Consider the following 16,435-nt stretch of genomic DNA (forward strand, 5'->3'; position numbering starts at 1 on the left):
GGAAAGGCAGGATCACGCTCTTCGGACAAGCTCTGGCGGACCGTCGGCTGCGAGCGATCCGTCTGCGGGATTGTCGGCCGAACAGCGTCAGGCGATCGAGCATATTACCGGGCGAGAACGCATTGCGGCCGTGGTCGGGTTTGCCGGTGCCGGAAAGTCCACCATGCTGGCAGCGGCTCACGAGGCGTGGGAGGCTCAAGGCTATCAGGTCCATGGTGCGGCGTTAGCCGGAAAGGCAGCCGAGGGGCTTGAGGAAAGTTCCGGCATAGAGAGCCGCACGCTTGCGTCCTGGTCTTACAGTTGGGATCAGGGCCGGGATAGGATCGGCCGCCGCGACGTGTTCGTCATCGACGAGGCCGGCATGGTCGGCAGCCGCCAGCTTGCCCGCTTTATCGGCGAGGCTGAAGAGCGCGGTGCAAAGATTGTGCTTGTCGGCGATCACGAGCAGCTCCAGGCAATCGGAGCCGGAGCCCCGTTCAGGGCGATTGCCGAGCAGATCGGCCATGTCGAACTGTCCGGCATTCGCCGCCAGCGCCATGATTGGCAGCGAGAAGCATCGGTTGCCTTTGCAACCCACAAGACGGCCGAAGGGCTGGCCGCCTATCGCGATCACGGCGACATCCACTTTGCGGAAAACCGCGACGCGGCGATGGCGCAGATCGTGCGTGATTATGTCGCCGACAGTGCTGAGCATCCGGATGGCACCCGGGTTGCCATGGCGCACCGCCGCGCCGATGTGCGCGCGCTCAATGTTGCTATCCGAGCCGAGCTTCAGAACCGGCAAAGCCTGGAGCGCAGCCACGGGCAGAACGCCGGTGCGGACCGTGGGGGTGTCGGGGATCTTGGAGAACTCAACTTCCAGACCAGTAACGGCAAACGCGCCTTCGCCGCCGGCGACAGGATCATCTTCCTCGAAAACAACCGCGACCTCGGTGTCAAAAACGGCATGCTTGGCACGGTCGAGCATGTCGAGAAGGGTCGGATCGTTGCGCGGCTCGATGGCCGAGGCGGCGACAGTGTCAGCATTGCCACGGACAGCTACCAGGCGATCGACCACGGTTATGCGACGACGATCCATAAAAAACAGGGCGCGACGGTCGATCGCGCTTTTGTGCTGGCGTCCAGCACCATGGACCGGCATCTGGCCTATGTCGCCATGACAAGGCATCGCGACAGCGTGCAGCTCTATGCCGACATCCAGGAGTTCAGCAATGCGGGCCGGCTGGTTGATCACGGCGTCGCGCCTTACGAGCATAATCCGCAATCACGCGACAGCTATTTTGTGACGCTGGAGAATGACAAGGGCGATCAGCGCACGGTGTGGGGCGTCGATCTCAAGCGGGCCATGCGAGACGCATCGCCAAAGATCGGAGACAGGATCGGACTGCAGCATGAAGGCGCCACGCCTGTCACGCTTCCGGACGGTACAAAGGCCGAACGAAATACATGGCGTGTCATCAAGGGTGATGAACTGGCCTACCAGAAGCTGGCAGGCCGCCTGTCGCGTTCCGGCGCGAAGGAAACGACGCTGGATTACATCAGCGACTTTGCCGAGCGGCGCGGGATCGCAAGCGACCAATGCATCGCAAGCGACCAATGCATCGCAGGCGACCAAGGGATCGGGCAAGAGTTTGGGGTCAGGAGCGAGATCGAACTTGCTTCCGCCCAAAATGCGCGTCAAGAGATCATGTCCCGTGCGGCCCATCTGCAACGGGAGCAGCAGGGCCGGCCATCAGAGCGTCAGCGGGTTTACGAGGAACGTGCCGACGATCTGGCCGGCCCCGTTCGCAGCGAAGATTCTGGCAATCCGTTCGCCGGAAATATCGATGACGGTCGGCGCGACGACCGAATAGAGGACAGCAAAGGATACCGCCGCATCCGGTGGTCCGAGGTCATGTCGCAGGACGGCGCCGTCCCTGCCCCCACAGAAACTGTAGTCCAACAATCGCTGATCGAAACCGGTAAGCCAGCTCCACTAGTGCCAGCGATCACGCGTCACGACCACAGCATCGAAGAGGTGGCCCGCGAAAGGGCGATGTCCGTCATCGATCACAGATTCGATACGATGGAATCTCTCGCGCGGCACGTGTTCCGTGACCCGGTCGAGGTCGCGGCGAGACTGCGCACCGCGATGACCGAGAAAGAAGGCAATGGAAAAATCATGGCAAAGGCCATGGCCGAGCGGCCAGAGCGCTTCGGAGACCTGCGCGGCAAGTCGGGTCTGTTCGGAAACAACACGGAGCGGAAGGAGGCGCTGCAATATGCCAGGTCTCTCTCTGCCCATATCGGCTATGTCTCCGAGGCATGGGAGCGACGGCTGGGAGAAGAATGCGCGAGCGAACAATGGCAGCGGCAACAGCGTGACGTGATCGAGGTTCCCGGCCTCACGCCGCGCAGCGCCGAGATCATCGCCAAGATGGAGAAGATGCCGGTCGAAAAGCGGGACAAATTTATCGCGGAGCTGCGGTCGTCATCTGAGGGCCGAGCCGCGCTCGATGAGGCCAAGCTGGTGGCTGAAGCGCTCACGCGGCGGTTCGGTACTTCGGATCCCCGCAGGTTCGCCGAAGAGCTCGCGGCACGCCCGGAGCTTGCAACACACCCCGAGCAGATCAGGACGATCGCCCGCATGGTGGATCGGACACGCCATGCCGAGCTCAGCCATGACCACGCACTCAGACGGCAGCTTAACCGGTCACAGGGGCTTGATCTGAGTCGATAACGATTATCTAAGAACCTCAACGCTGCAACAATCCCGGCAGCTTTGGAGCGTATGACTGCAATTTTGAGCTCAGGGGGTCATCGACGCGAAAGTCAGGGTGCAAAGTGCCGTTATCGCAATGAGGAACCATAGTCGACAGCATGGAAATAGGAAGTTCCCGTTCGGAGACCTTTCGAACGTCAATGTCGCCCGGTACTTCCAACAGCAAGATGTTGCCGAGGCTGCGTTTCGCCGCCCTTGCCAAGGGCTCAAGCACCGGGATCAGTAAGGTCTTCTGCAGCCGCTTGCCTTCAGGCTTGCTCTCCAGAATCTTGCTTACCTCTGCGACGAGCTCTGCCGCACTTTCAATGAAGGCTGCGACACCGCTCTTCGTCTTGACGTCGATTAAAGCCCGCAGGCCGGAAAGACCGCCGACGTCGGCGAGCTCTACGCTTGTGACCGCTTTGGCGGTTTATTCCGAGGCAGCCGACAGCAGAGCTCTCACTTCGCTCACACGAATACCACCATGCTCCTCGGCATGAGCAAGGGCAGCCTCGACATTTTCCTCTGGCGCGTACGCAAGATGAAAAAGCACGGTCGGGCTGATCGCAAGCTCGATTGCCTGCTCGCGATAAGCCTCGAGGTTTCGAGCAACAGCCCTGTAGTTCCGGGCCGTTTTCGATGAGATGTCGCATCGCTGCGCGACCCATTTTTCGAACGTCCCCGGCTCGACCAGTTCCGACGTCTTCTCCAGCAGCACGCCTAGATCGTAAGCTTGCTGCGTGGACCTGCGCCCGAGAGCCTGGATGCAAGCGGCAGACGCTTCCAGAGCTTTCACCTTCTTCGCGCTGATGTTCAGCGCGTCGTAGTCGAAGCGGCCAAAGACCGCCTTCGTTGCATTCTTCATCATGTCAAAGATCCTTGCACGTTGCAAAATTATAAACTGCGTATGCGCAATTGATGTAAATATTGTTGCCTCTTCCAGAAAATATTTTAATGTATACGATAAGTTATATATCGTAAAAGACGCCAATTATAATTCAATTTTTCGTATTTTATACATTACATTACATAAAAACTCCGTCATCAAATATTTTTTTACATAACAGGCATGGAGTATCAATCGCGCAACCCAGGAGCGCAATATGCTTCATGCGGGCGTATTCTCTTACCCCTCTCCACCTGGTAACAAGAATGCTTAACAATCAGGGGCCCGAGATGGCAAAGGCGGTTCTGACAACCAAAATCGACCCAACCTATGACGATCTTCCGGAGCAGCGATATCATTTCCCGCGGACCTACCTCCGGCAGGTAGAGGCCGCGCGCGGCGATTGGATCGTCTACTACGAGCCGCGGCGGCCGAGCGGTGACCTGATGAAGACGGGCGGCAAGCAGGCATATTTTGCGACAGCCAGGATCACCGATATCATCGAAGACCCGTCGAAGGTGGACCACTTCTACGCGCTCATCGAAGACTTCCTGCCGTTCGATCATGCCGTGCCGTTCAAGAACGCCGGCCATTATTACGAAAGCGGCCTTCGCAAAGAGGACGGCTCAACCAACAAAGGTGCATTCGGCCGCGCCGTGCGGAATATTCCTGACGCCGAATACGACACGATCCTGGCTACCGGCTTTGCTCATATCCTGGGAAATCGTGATCGAGAACGCCCAATACCTGATCCGGCCGAAGAGGCACGGATAGGATTTGGCGATAACCCGCAGATGCCTTTTGAAATCGACAGCGTTGATCGTCGAATCGTGTCGCAAGTTTTGCAACGCCCTTTCCGGGACAGAGCATTCTCCGCAGCCATCAAGACGGCCTACCACGACACCTGCGCCGTGACCGGAATCAAGCTTTTCAACGGCGGCGGACGATCGGAGGTGCAAGCCGCCCACATCCGCCCGGTGGCGCATGGCGGCCCGGACAGCGTTCGCAACGGCCTTGCACTCTCTGGCACAGTGCACTGGATGTTCGACCGCGGACTGGTTTCGGTTGACGACGATTACAGCCTGCTGATCGCAAGCGGCGGCGTTCCTGATACCATCACGCGGCTCATCAATCCGGAGCGACGCCTCCTCGTCCCATCACGCCCTGACGACCGGCCGCACTCGCAGTTTTTGCAATACCACCGTGAGAAGGTCTTCAAGGGATGACGAGGCGGAAATCATTTCCGCTCGAGGGGCCGATCCTCAATCCTCGCCGAAGAAATCTTCGTCCAGCCGCTTGAATTCGACCGTTCGGTAGCTGCGGACGCCGACGCCGTGTTCGATCATCAGGTCGGTCAATTCCTGCCCGTCGATGAGGATGATGCGCTGGGCCAGATGCCTGACATAGTCACGAGCTGGTTGGCTGAATGTGGAGGTGGTAACGAAAACACCCTTGGTGGCACCGAGGCCGACGAGGCTTCCGACGAAGCCGTTGACATCCGGGCGGCCAACGGCATTGCCAGCGGCGTAGCGCTTGGCTTGGACATAGATGCGGTCGAGGCCGAGGCGATCTTCGTTCACTATGCCGTCGACACCGCCGTCACCGGAGCGGCCGAGCTGTGCTGCGGCATCCTTGTGGCTCCCGCCGTAGCCCATGGCAACTAGGAGATCGACGATAAGGTGCTCGAAGAAGGCAGGACTGTTGGAGAGGATGCGCTGGAGCAATTCATCGCGCAAAGCAGCCTGGATGGAAGCATAAGCCGCATCTATTTGCTCTTCCGGCGTGGTGCGGACAGAGGTGTCTTGGACAGGTTCAGCAGGAATGCCATTCTCATCCGCTGCCGCGCCATCGTCTTTGTAGAATTCGCGGAACTTAGGCTCATGCATGAGAAGAGCCACGTCGATGCGTTCCGGGGACGTCGCCAGCAGCGCCTTGCCCTTGTCGGTCGCAACAAAGCGACCGCGTGAGGGCGAGGCGATCAGCCCGGCCTTGCTCATATAGAACTTGGCCCAGTGGATGCGATTGTGCAGCAGGCGCTGGCGACCGCTTGGAAGAAGCTCGTCCCGTTCTGCCTGAGTCAAACCGAGGTCATCCGCGATGCGTTCAGAGACGTCGGCCACACGGGTTTCGCCAGCAGCGGCAAGACGGAGGACAGGCAGCATGAGGGTCTGGTAGTCTGGAACCATTGATCGCTCTTTCCAACCGGCCGCAAGAATTGCGCTAAGCAGCCTTGACTAAGAAATTTCGCATTCGATCTACCGTCGTCGGGTCATTGAGAGCAGCTTCCACGAGTTCAAAGAAGCATGTCTTGAGACGCCCGATTGCCGGATAGGAGTCATACGCGCACGTACCTTTGAATCTCCCGACCGCTGCGATCAGGTCGTTGGTGCTGGTGAGGTCGAACCCGTGTTGCTGTGCATAGTCGACAAAATGGGAGATCCATCTCTTGTAGTATCGTTCGAGCACGTTCGCCCTCAGTCGCGTTTCAAGCTTGAAGATTCTTCTCCAATTTCGCGACTTGATATCTGGATCGAAGCTAATCATCCAATCCGGCCCCGTTCCCGGCTCGGAAAGTATCGTGGTTCCGTGTAGCGAGATAGTGACCTGCTCGGCACCGTAGGGATCGAGGCAATCGACTCTAGCGCTGTTCTCGTCAAGCAGCATGTCTTGCGCGCCCTTGTAGGAACGATTGCACTTATCCCCCATCACGGTGAGGTTGCGCAAATTCACGCCGGCAAATGGGTAAAGCGAAATTGCTAGGTAGTGGTCCAAATCTGGGTCGACTAGGTCAGGATCGGATGCCTCAAGCGGCTCGTACCCACAAAATGGACAACCGCCATGAGAAAGATGGGCGTCAACCAGCTCATGATAGGCTGCTCTCACCGTTTGCTCGCATCCTTCAGTCTTCCAATCGGAAAGCTTCTCAAAGGCATGCCTGAACAATTGGTTTGCAGCTATATGCACGTCCGGAAACGTGTCTTTGACGCTGCTGCACGGCGTCGTCCGGGCAAAAACACGAGGAAAGTCGTTCTGTTCGCTCAGGGCATTCAGGACCTGTGCGAGCTCCACGTTTGTCAGAACACGGCACTTAGCAACGAGTAGATCATATAATTTTTTGAAATTGGGTCCTCGCAAAAAATGTTCGCGATAATCTCCCGACAGGGCTGCTTCGAACTCAGGAGGCGCATTCCCGCCCTGTAACGTATGTAGCATAACGCGGACTGCGTCGAGCAGTGTCTCGCTAATCCAATTCTGATCTGTTGCCTCAATGGGGTACGTAGCTAGCATCTTATTTTGTTTTTTTTAACTCGAAGAGGCGATCGGCGAGCAACGCCTTCTCCACCGAGGACCCCAGTCTAGGCATTTCGCGCTCAATCTCTTCGACGGAACCGGTCTCTTTCAGTTCGTTGATCTTCTCCTGCGCCAGTTCCGAAATGGGAGGATCCACGTCAAAGCAGTGGCTCAGGATAGTGTCGTAAGTCGCCCCGAACGTCTCAATTTCCGGTTTTCGAGCCGCAAGTTTGTCGTCCACCTTCGAGAATATACGTACCTGATCTCGGTGCATGTCTGAGGGCACGAACGGGGCATGGGTGGTTAAAATGAATTCTTGATCTCCCAGACCTTGGACTGGAAGGGACATAATCCGTGTGACCAGCTTCGCTCGCCACTGCGGATTGAAGTGAGATTCAGGCTCATCAAGCAGGAACAAGGTGTTTGCGTCTCGGAACATGGCAACTATGCCAAAAAGCTGCGCCTGTTGGTGCTCACCATCGGAAAGCGATACGTAGTCAACGTCCGACGTCTGCCCGGAAGGCCCAATCTTCGTGAACCGCACTTCCTCGATCTTAAAGACCTTCATTTCGTCCTGAGGCTCAGGAAGCTTCGAGGCAAACTTCCTGCTCTTTAGGTTCTTCTTCAAGCGCACTCGCGCCGGTTTCGGAATCATCAGATCATTGAGCATCGCTAGCTTGTGAAGCGATCGATAGAGCTCAATTGCGCTGGGCCAAAATGTCTCGAAAGCTTTGTGGCTTTCGTCGTCGACAAAGTAATCGAGTGTGTAGAGTTCCTGCCTGATATCGTAGTCCCAGCAGGTTGCGGCGTCGCAAAGTTGGCGCACGTAACGCTCCAACTCATCCGTGAGCTGTATACCCTTTCGCGCAGGGTTCTTTCCCTTAATCTTAGGAGCCTGCGGATGGTTAAATTGGATTACCAGACGGAAAGAGCGCAAGGAGGAGAGATTTGCATGTCTGACCAGCTCGGATTGCACAGTTGCTGGTGCGACCATCAAGTTGGCGATCAGGACCTCAAGGTGAGTTGAATAGTCGAGTAATACCAAGCGGTTGTCTGGAACGAGAGCGTCAGCCTGCTTCATTGCCGCATTCGCAACCGATGCCGCATATCCTGAACGACTGATATAAAAAGGAAGACTCAAAGTTTCATTGTCGCCAGATGTATAGGCCACGACCACTGTAGGAAGGTGTCGACCGAACTCAGGATCGTTATTGTCGTCCAATTGTTCGTATCCGTCCTTACCCCTAATCTCCATTTGCATCTTGCCGACACGGCCAGACGGGTCTCTCGCTCTGCTGAGTTTTACACGTTTGATACCAGCAGCATCGCGTTCAACCATCACCTCATAGATGATCTCGAAAAGCAGGCTTGGGTTAGCGATCGTGGCTTCTTCTTCCGGCCGATGCTCATGCCATGCAGATTGGAAAATCTCTGAAATGATCTGAAGAAACTGAGATTTTCCAGTTCCGTTTCTGCCAAGAAGGCACATTGGCAGAAAGTCAGCATTTTCACGCTCTCCGCGAGGGCGGAGCAAGTCGATATCCATACCGTCGAGCAGCCCTCCGCAACTGGCGGCCTCGAAGATCTTGACTCGAACGATCTTCATTGCTCGCGCCTTTTTAGCTTCATTATGGATCGTTTTTCGTCAAATACCTGACTCAACACTGCGTTTTCATCAGAGAGCAAGTTGAACACCGCGTCCTTCAGGTCGTCATAGCTTCCGCTAAACTCGCTTCTCAGGTCCTGGAAGCTGATACCGTCATAGGGCCAGTTTTGAAGTTTCGCATTCAGGAAATCTCTCGCTGTCAACATCGCGCTCGCCCGCTTCACTACTTTCTTCTTCACTTTCGGGGCCGCCTCGCGCTCGGCGCGGATGCGGGCGAGCAGGTGTTCGGCGGGTTCGTCATTTTCGTCCTGGGGGACCAGTTCGCCGCGGAAGGCTTTGGCCAGGATCGCCTCATCCAGCCGACCCACCAGTTCCAGCGCGCGCTTTGCTTCTTTTGCCAGCCGGTCGATTTTGGCGAAAGCGGATTCGATACGGCGGACGATTTCGTGTTGTTCTTCGAGGGATGGGACTAGGAGCCGATAGCTCTTGAGTTGAGACAGATTGATGCGCGGTCGTGTTGCACCGTGCACCTGCTGGACGAAATGTCGGTAGGTCGCCTCAGATGTTAGTTGGAGCAACGCGAACTGCGGATCAACCTTCGCGGCGTCCAAACGAATGCAGAAGCAATCGGCCTTGTTGATCGCTTGAAAATCGATATTTGCGGGGAAGAGGCATGCCCTTATCTCCTCGCTGACGAACGAGGAGAATAGGAGGTCGTTGGCCTGAAGAACGTGCCGTGCCAAAGAGCGAAATTTCGCTTCGGATATGTGCGTCCGCTTTTCTTCGATGAACTCACGTGCCCCGATGTTCTCAAGCCGAACAACTCGAGGCCCATCAGCGGTGTAATCAGCCGATTTCAGATTCGAACCGAATGGACCATCAAAAATGACGTCGGACAGCAGATCAAGGGACACCGACGGCCACTCCCGCGCCAACTCCCCGCTGAACGCCTTGCTGAGCACGGCCTGTTTGTAGCGTGAGACAAGGGTGTCGATGCGGGCGAGTTCGGTGCGGGCGCGTGCGGATTTCGCGTTCAGCGCATCCAGTTTGGCCACGATGCGCTTTTGCTCGGCCAGGGGCGGCAAAGGAAATGGCACTTGCTGCAACTTTGAACCCGAAATCTCAAGGAAGGTCGTTCCACTGGCCAGGGACTCAAGATATGGCTTTGACCATTTTAAGTAGTGGCGCGTGAATTCCCCTGAGATGCCGCCGAAAAGCGTAAGGCTCTTAAAACCTTGGTTTGTAGCAATTGGATTTGCAGCGATTGCGCAATAGCCAATGGGCGCGCGCGAGGTGAAGAGTACCGCACCAGCCGGAAGCAGTTTTGCTGAAGAGCTCTTGTAGCCCCTATCGGACAGATTTCGTCTGCCGCGCGTTATATAAGTGTTTCCATAACTCGTGAGATCAGCAGGGGTAACCCAGGGTATACCCCCATTGTCCGAGAAGTTAGACGGATCATTGGCAGATGGCGTTCCACCTCCGGTGACTTCGGCGATGCTTTCAATAGATGTCCAGGCCCATCCTCTAGGGACAGACCAGCGGGGCTCCACACTCATTCCGCCGCCTCCGGCAGGTCATCGCTGAGCTCGGCCATCAGGGCCTCGATCTCCAACGTCGCGGCCTGCAGATGGCCGAGGATGGCGGCGGCGATGTCGTCGGGTTCGATAAGGCCTTCTTCTGCCTCATCTTCTGCCTCGCGCAGCCAGGCGATATCGAGATTATCGCCACGGCCGACGATGGCCTCGCGGCTGAACTGCCGCCAGCGGCCGGCCTCACCTTCGTCCGGGCCGCGCTCCTTGCCATAGGGGTCTTTGCCAAATGCCTGTTCGAAGCCTTCGAAATGGGCCACCGTCAACGGCGTCGTCTTGCCGAATTTCGGCATCTGGGCGCGCAGGTCATAGATCCAGACGGATTTGGTGTTGGCACTCTCGGTCTTGCCGCGCGTCAGGAAGATGACATTGGTCTTGACGCCCTGGGCATAGAAGATGCCGGTCGGCAGGCGCAGGATGGTGTGCAGGTCGCACCAGTTCATCATCATTTGGCGCAGTTCGCGCCCACGCCCGTCTTCAAACAGCACGTTATCCGGCACAACGATGGCGGCACGACCGCCGGGTTGAAGCGCGCGGATACAGTGTTCGACAAAGGGAAGCTGGTAGGAGGAGACGTTTGCGGTGACGGAGAGGTCATCGCGGGTTGGCGCGCCGCCTGCCGGTCCGAAGGGCGGGTTGGTGAGGATTAGATCGGCGCGGCCGAGACCCTTGCCCTTGTCGGACAGCGTATCGCCGAGATCGACATGGTCGCCGTCGATATCGTGCAGATAGAGGTTCATCAGCAGCAGACGCAGTGTGCCTGGCACGTTTTCCATGCCGTGGATGGCGCGGCGCTTCTGGAACTCCTGTTCCTTTTCGCCGAGATCCAGATAATCGTCGGAGCGCGCCTTCATGTAGCGATCGGCGGCAATCAGGAAGCCGCCCGTGCCGGCGGCGGGATCCTGAATGACTTCGCCGGGCTGCGGCTGCATAAGGCGGACCAGAAGCTCGATGAGCACGCGGGGGGTAAAATACTGGCCGGCGCCGCGCTTCGTCTCTTCCGCGTTCTTCTGCAGGAGGCCTTCATAGAGATCACCGAACTGGTCGCGCTCTTCGGAGAACCACTCGAGCTCGTCGATGGCGGTGACCAGCGTCGTCAGGTTCTGCGGCTCGCGGAGGAAGGTGGAGGCGTTGTCGAAGATTTTTTGCACCATCTCCGGCAAGGGTCGGGCATCGGCATAACGTTTGCGGTCTTCCGCGCTGGCACCCTCGCCGGGCGGCAATACGAGGGCATCGTCTTGTCCCAACTTCGTGCTGGTGGCACCCAGCGTGACCAACACATTCCGGTAGTGTTCTAGCTTTGCCAGACCGTTGGCCTTGACCAGATCTGCCCAGCGCATGCCCTTGGGCAGGCTGCCCGTCTCGCGGCTGCGTTCGGCCATCATCTTCAGAAACAGCAGATAAGTCAGCTCAGTGACATATTGCTGGTAGGTGATGCCGTCCTTGCGCAGGACCGTGCAGAGGCGCCAGAGTTTCTGGACGATGGCATTGGCATTCATGACTTGATTCTCATTTGATCCGGGATCGTGATTGCGGTTGTAGTGATCAGCCGTCGATGGTCAACGACGGCCTTGAGGGTCACGCGGCGGTTGGTGCCCAGATCGCCTCGTTGAAGGCATGCAGCACCTCGTCGAGCTCGCCGTCAAACTCCTGCGCGATGCGCTTGAAGCCGCCCTTGTCGGCAAAGGCGCCCTGGTCGAGCAGGGTTGGATCGGCCACGGGCTTATCCTTCAGCGCACGACCGATGCGGCGCAGCCATTCCTTCTGCTTTTGCGTCCAGGGTCGGGAGGCCTCAATCTTGACGATCGCGTTGTCCACGCGCTTGGCATAGGGGACTAGCGGATCTCCCAAGGCTGCCTGGCGGACGAAGCCGATGATATGGGCCGCGATATCGGCATTGCGGGCGCGGCCATAAGCGGCGCGTAGCATGGCTTCGGAATAGTTCTTCTCGTCGAGCAGGCCGGCGAGCTCGGAGAGTTCCCTGCGGGTCAGATCACGCGGCCGCTGGGTGACGGCGATCAGCGCCGGAACTTGGTTCATGTTCTCGCGCACAAAGCGTTCGAAGCCGGTGATGTAATCCTCCGGTGTCGTGTTCTTGCCAAAGATCTCCTCAATGCGCAGCAGTTCGTCCTCATGGGTCGAGATGACCACGCCGTCATTCTTGCCCGTGTAGAGCGGACGGCGTTCGAGCATCTCGATGGCGCGGGGATTGACCGTCAGCCATTCCTGCAACTCGGCACCGGACCGGGTGGAGAGACGCTGAAGCGCCATGTCGGGGCTTTCGCCCGTGTGGCGCTCGAAACTCTCGCGGGTCTCGGTATCCATGCGCTTGACTAGGCTTCGCATGCGCACGATGACCTGGGCTGCGACCCAACTCTTGTCCTCTTCCGTTTCCGCATTCTGCAGATCCGTCACGAGCTGGCCAAGGGCGATATCCGGCTTAACCACGACCGGGCGCATGTCGCTCATCTCTTGCAGCTCGGCATAGAGATCGACGGCATCGAAAATGCGGAAATGTTCCTTGCCGATGTCAGGGCAAAGCCGCGTGGCGCGGCCGATCATCTGGTCGTAGAGGATGCGGCTCTTGACCCGGCGGACGAAGACGAGATTGGAGATGGACGGCACGTCGACGCCTGTGGTGAGCAGGTCGACGGTGACGACATATTTCGGATATGGGTCGTTCTTGAACTTCAGGATCAGGTCGTCTGCCTTGTCGACTGTGCCCGTGATCTTCGTCACCATGCCATGCGGCACGTTTTCCTTGCCGTATTCCTCCTGCAGTTCCTCGACCAGCAAGCGCACGATGTCATCGGCATGGGCGGCGCGGGCGGCGAAAATCAGCGTCTTGCCGGGCTTGGAGGGCGGGATCTCGGTGGCAATCGCGCGGCAGACGATGCGGTTGAAGGATTCGGAGTGGACGCGCCTGTTGAAGTCGGCGAGGTCGTAATCGAGGGAGACTTCATCCGGCAATTCGAAGAGATCGATCTGGCCTGTCTTGCGGTCGATGATCTCGACCTCCTCACCACCCTCAAAATGGATGCCAGCTTCCGACAGCGCCGTGGTGATGCGCTTCGGCGGCAAGTGATCGTTGAGATAACCTTCGACGACGGCCTGACGATAACCATAATGGAAGACCGGGTGGCCGAAGATCTCGCGGGTGTGAAGCGCGGGTGTGGCCGTCAGTGCCACCTTCACGGCGTCGAAGTAATCAAGAATTTGGCGATAGGCTGACTGGTAGTCATCGATGTTGCGAAAGCCGATATCGCTTTCGCGCAGCTCCGCATCCAGCGTGTAGCCGCGATGGGCTTCGTCGACGATGATGCAGTCGAAGGTACCGGGCGTCGGGCGCTTCGCCGGATCCGGCTCGTTGAGGATGCGGGCGATCAGGGACTGGACGGTCGCGACCTGCACCTGGTCCTCGTCCTCCGGCAGCTTCTGCTCTAGGCCGGCGACCTTGTAAATCTGGGCGAAGTTCAGCATGCCCTCGATCTCAGTGGTGTCCAGCGCATCGCTTGTCTGCCGGCCCAGCGCCTTGCGGTCGACGAGGAAAAGTATGCGGCGGAAGCGCTTATGTTTGAGTAGGCGATACATCAACGCAATCGCCGTGCGCGTCTTGCCCGTGCCCGTCGCCATGGAAACGAGGATGTCGCGCTGGCCTGCGACCACGGCATTCTCGATCGCTGCGATCGCCTCTTCCTGATAGGGGCGCATCCTGCCCTTGCCGAAGCTTTCTTCGGCTAGCCCCTGAGCTGCCGTGTCGACATCTGTGGTGAGCTTGTCCAGAAGATCCTTTGGCGAAAACCAGCTTGTCATCGGGACGGCATGGTTGGTCTCACGCCGGACATCTCGATACCAGATGCCGGATTTTGTCACCCACTGACGCACATAGGGGCGGCCATTGGTGGCGAAGACGAAGGGCACGCGGAATGGCTCATCCAGACCGTGTTTCCAAGGGCCGTCAGGGTGCACCTCTTCCGGGGAGAGGAGGATGGTTTGGGCATAACGTTCTGCCTGCTGCAGGGTGGAGGGCACATCGACGCTCTCGCGCTTGGCCTCGATGACACCGACGCAGGTGAGGCCGACAAACAGCGCATAATCCGCCCGGCCACCGTCCGAGGGCCATTCGGCGATGGCCAGGTTGCGGCCTTCCTCCGGTCGGGTGCCCTTCTGATAAGCTAGACGGTCACTGTCAGCTTCCCATCCGGCATCGACGAGCTGCACGTCTATCAGCCGTCGCGTCTGGCGCTCATCGAGCTCCAGGCTGCTCGCCGCTTTCAGGCCCGCCTGCTTGAACTCGATCTGCAACTGTTCTGGCTGGGTTTCGGCTGCCTTCTGCAGTTCGGCAAGCTTGCGAGCGAGTGCGGCCTGATTGGCCTCCATTTCGACGGCGGTCTGCTCCCAGACCGCACTGTCGGACGACGCCTGGCGGGCGAGCTCTTCGGCAGCGGCGCGGGCCTTTGCGAGATCTTCCGCCGAGGCATGGGCAGCGGCCAGCTTCTCCTCGGCTTCCCGGACCTTGGCACGCAGTGCTGCCAATTCCGCCTGGGTCGCCTGGTCAACATCCGCAGAGGCTCGTGGCGGCACAAAGGGACCAGGCTTGAACCCCGGATCACGCCCATAGGCTCGGCGATACCAGATCCCGAGCGCGCGGCAGAACTTGAGCGCTGCGAGCGCTTCGGCGGGTGAACCGGCCAGATTGTGCGTCGCATCGTTGCCGCTCTTGCGGACCGCGTGGAAGATGTCGGCGACTTCACGCGGCAAAACCTGCTGTGTCGCCAGACGGCGCAATAGATCGTTTGTGGTCTCGCGCGCGGCAGGATCGTAGACGCCGGAAAGAGCGGCGATCTCCTTGACCATGTATTCGCCGAACTGGCGGCTCTTCATCAGCGAGGTGTTGGCATCCTCGGCGAAGAAGCGCTCGGCTAGCGTACCGAGGCGATGCAACTCCGGGCTGATCGCCTGCAGATGACCAAAGTTTGCCGTCAATGCCCCACCCAGATGCTTACCTGATTGGCGTGAACATGCCACACGTTAGGGGAGCAAGTAAACTGGTGTGGCACCAATCCAATCCCCAAAAGCTACTGATTAGATCGCGGAAATTGTTGCCGCTGCATTCTAACCTGTCAACGGACTGGAGCTATCCATTCATCCCGCCATTGTTGTAAAGGTTGACTATCCGACATTCGTGCTGACGACTGTTTTAGATAATGGAGATGCGGCGCGTCTCCCATGACCGAAACGGGGCCGCAAGCTACTTGGTTGAAGCGTAGAGCCGTCGTCCCTTTCAAAGAATGACAAGCGGTTCTGCGAGCTGGATTCGCTTCTGCTGAACCCTCTGTACCTATCTCGCGGCGATAGCACCCGCAGCGCCCTAGCCGCCGCGACGATTGCGGCAAGGCCTCCAACTGCTCCTCTACCAACCACGTCACGGCTACCCAGCGAGTAACTCTATCGTATGCGAATCGACCACACTGCCATATACGGTGTCGCCTTTCTTGAAGTTCTCCTGAAACCATCTGGCGATCTCGTGATTGCCGCCTACCACCCGCACAGCACCGGTCCGGTTGGCTGTCCTATTGATCTTAAAGAGAACCGTTTGCCTACTATCACTGAAGCGGACGCGAATCGGAGCGCCGTCCTGGCCAAGATATTCGCTGGCTTCGACGCCTAGGTTGAGGATGCCTTTTTCGTAGTATGTGGCTCCGAGTACGACCGAGAAGGTCGCCCTAGCCTGACCGGATGCCCGTGAATCCAGTGGAGAGTCTGCTGCCGCGACGACATCCGATGCCCCGAACTCGGACTCCTCGACTTCCTCGCGTTCCGCCTCTTCGGAGATTGGATGCCCTCTATCCCTGCCGTTCCATTGGGGGGCAAATTCCTGAAGCAGGCTGTCCTCGAGACCAGCGGCTAGATTAATCTCGAAATTGGAATATCGGAGGTGAGTTATCGGCGTGAAAACGAATATGCGGATCTCAGCACCTTTAGCGATCGCGGCTTTGATGTTGCGATGGCAGCGCTGGTTGGTGGTCTGGGTTTTTCCCGGTCGGCAGTACCCGACATATCGCTTTCTGATCGAGCGGGCGGTCTTTCCGATATAGACAACTTGGTTACTATGCACGAAGGCGTAGAGTGCGTTGGGGGCGTCCAACATAACCTCGCTCGCTGAGGCGTCTGCGCCATCAAGATCGTAAGCAATGGAATCGTTGTTCGGCTGCCATTTCCCCACGTCTACAAAGCCAAGGTTAAGGAGAACCTCCGCATTTGGTTGCGAATCCGTCATGTGCTGTTGCCTCCCGGTACCGAGGACTTTTGCGCATGGAAAT

General features: G+C 58.1%; 10 protein-coding genes. 2 read left to right on the top strand and 8 right to left on the bottom strand.

What is annotated here, in order from left to right:
- The coding region (traA, locus tag AGR1_RS14795) for a Ti-type conjugative transfer relaxase TraA (RefSeq protein WP_149147370.1) at positions 1-2,719 on the top strand (2,719 nt) is incomplete at its 5' end.
- 451 nt (positions 2,720-3,170) lie between these two features.
- Here the strand turns inward: traA and AGR1_RS14800 are convergent.
- Positions 3,171-3,608: a hypothetical protein gene (locus tag AGR1_RS14800; RefSeq protein ID WP_149147371.1), complete on the bottom strand. Its 438-nt coding sequence runs from the start codon at positions 3,606-3,608 to the stop codon at positions 3,171-3,173.
- 308 nt (positions 3,609-3,916) lie between these two features.
- Between AGR1_RS14800 and AGR1_RS14805 the strand changes: the two genes are divergently transcribed.
- Positions 3,917-4,852 carry an HNH endonuclease gene (locus AGR1_RS14805; RefSeq protein ID WP_149147372.1) on the top strand — a complete coding sequence of 312 codons (936 nt, stop codon included), beginning with the start codon at positions 3,917-3,919 and terminating at the stop codon, positions 4,850-4,852.
- A gap of 36 nt (positions 4,853-4,888) precedes the next feature.
- Here the strand turns inward: AGR1_RS14805 and AGR1_RS14810 are convergent, their stop codons facing one another.
- The 7 genes from AGR1_RS14810 to AGR1_RS14840 all read right to left on the bottom strand — a co-directional run bounded on the left by AGR1_RS14810 (position 4,889) and on the right by AGR1_RS14840 (position 16,392).
- Positions 4,889-5,812, bottom strand: a complete 924-nt coding sequence (locus tag AGR1_RS14810) for a restriction endonuclease (protein ID WP_149147373.1) — start codon at positions 5,810-5,812, stop codon at positions 4,889-4,891.
- A gap of 34 nt (positions 5,813-5,846) precedes the next feature.
- Positions 5,847-6,914 carry a hypothetical protein gene (locus AGR1_RS14815; protein ID WP_187772188.1) on the bottom strand — a complete coding sequence of 356 codons (1,068 nt, stop codon included), beginning with the start codon at positions 6,912-6,914 and terminating at the stop codon, positions 5,847-5,849.
- Position 6,915: 1 nt separating this feature from the next.
- Positions 6,916-8,523, bottom strand: coding sequence for a restriction system-associated AAA family ATPase (locus AGR1_RS14820; RefSeq protein WP_149147375.1), 1,608 nt, complete (start codon positions 8,521-8,523; stop codon positions 6,916-6,918).
- Positions 8,520-10,079, bottom strand: coding sequence for a restriction endonuclease subunit S (locus AGR1_RS14825; protein WP_149147376.1), 1,560 nt, complete (start codon positions 10,077-10,079; stop codon positions 8,520-8,522). Before AGR1_RS14825 ends, AGR1_RS14820 begins: the two co-directional genes overlap by 4 nt.
- Positions 10,076-11,611 carry an N-6 DNA methylase gene (locus AGR1_RS14830; RefSeq protein WP_149147377.1) on the bottom strand — a complete coding sequence of 512 codons (1,536 nt, stop codon included), beginning with the start codon at positions 11,609-11,611 and terminating at the stop codon, positions 10,076-10,078. Before AGR1_RS14830 ends, AGR1_RS14825 begins: the two co-directional genes overlap by 4 nt.
- A gap of 79 nt (positions 11,612-11,690) precedes the next feature.
- Entirely contained in the window at positions 11,691-15,098 is a 3,408-nt protein-coding gene (hsdR, locus tag AGR1_RS14835) for a type I restriction-modification system endonuclease (RefSeq protein ID WP_187772189.1), read from the bottom strand.
- Positions 15,099-15,543: 445 nt separating this feature from the next.
- Entirely contained in the window at positions 15,544-16,392 is an 849-nt protein-coding gene (locus AGR1_RS14840) for a GIY-YIG nuclease family protein (protein WP_149147378.1), read from the bottom strand.
- Between the last annotated feature and the right edge of the window lie 43 nt (positions 16,393-16,435).

It is taken from the genome of Agrobacterium sp. B1(2019) (genome assembly GCF_008274755.1).
GTDB classification, from domain to species: Bacteria; Pseudomonadota; Alphaproteobacteria; order Rhizobiales; family Rhizobiaceae; genus Agrobacterium; species Agrobacterium salinitolerans.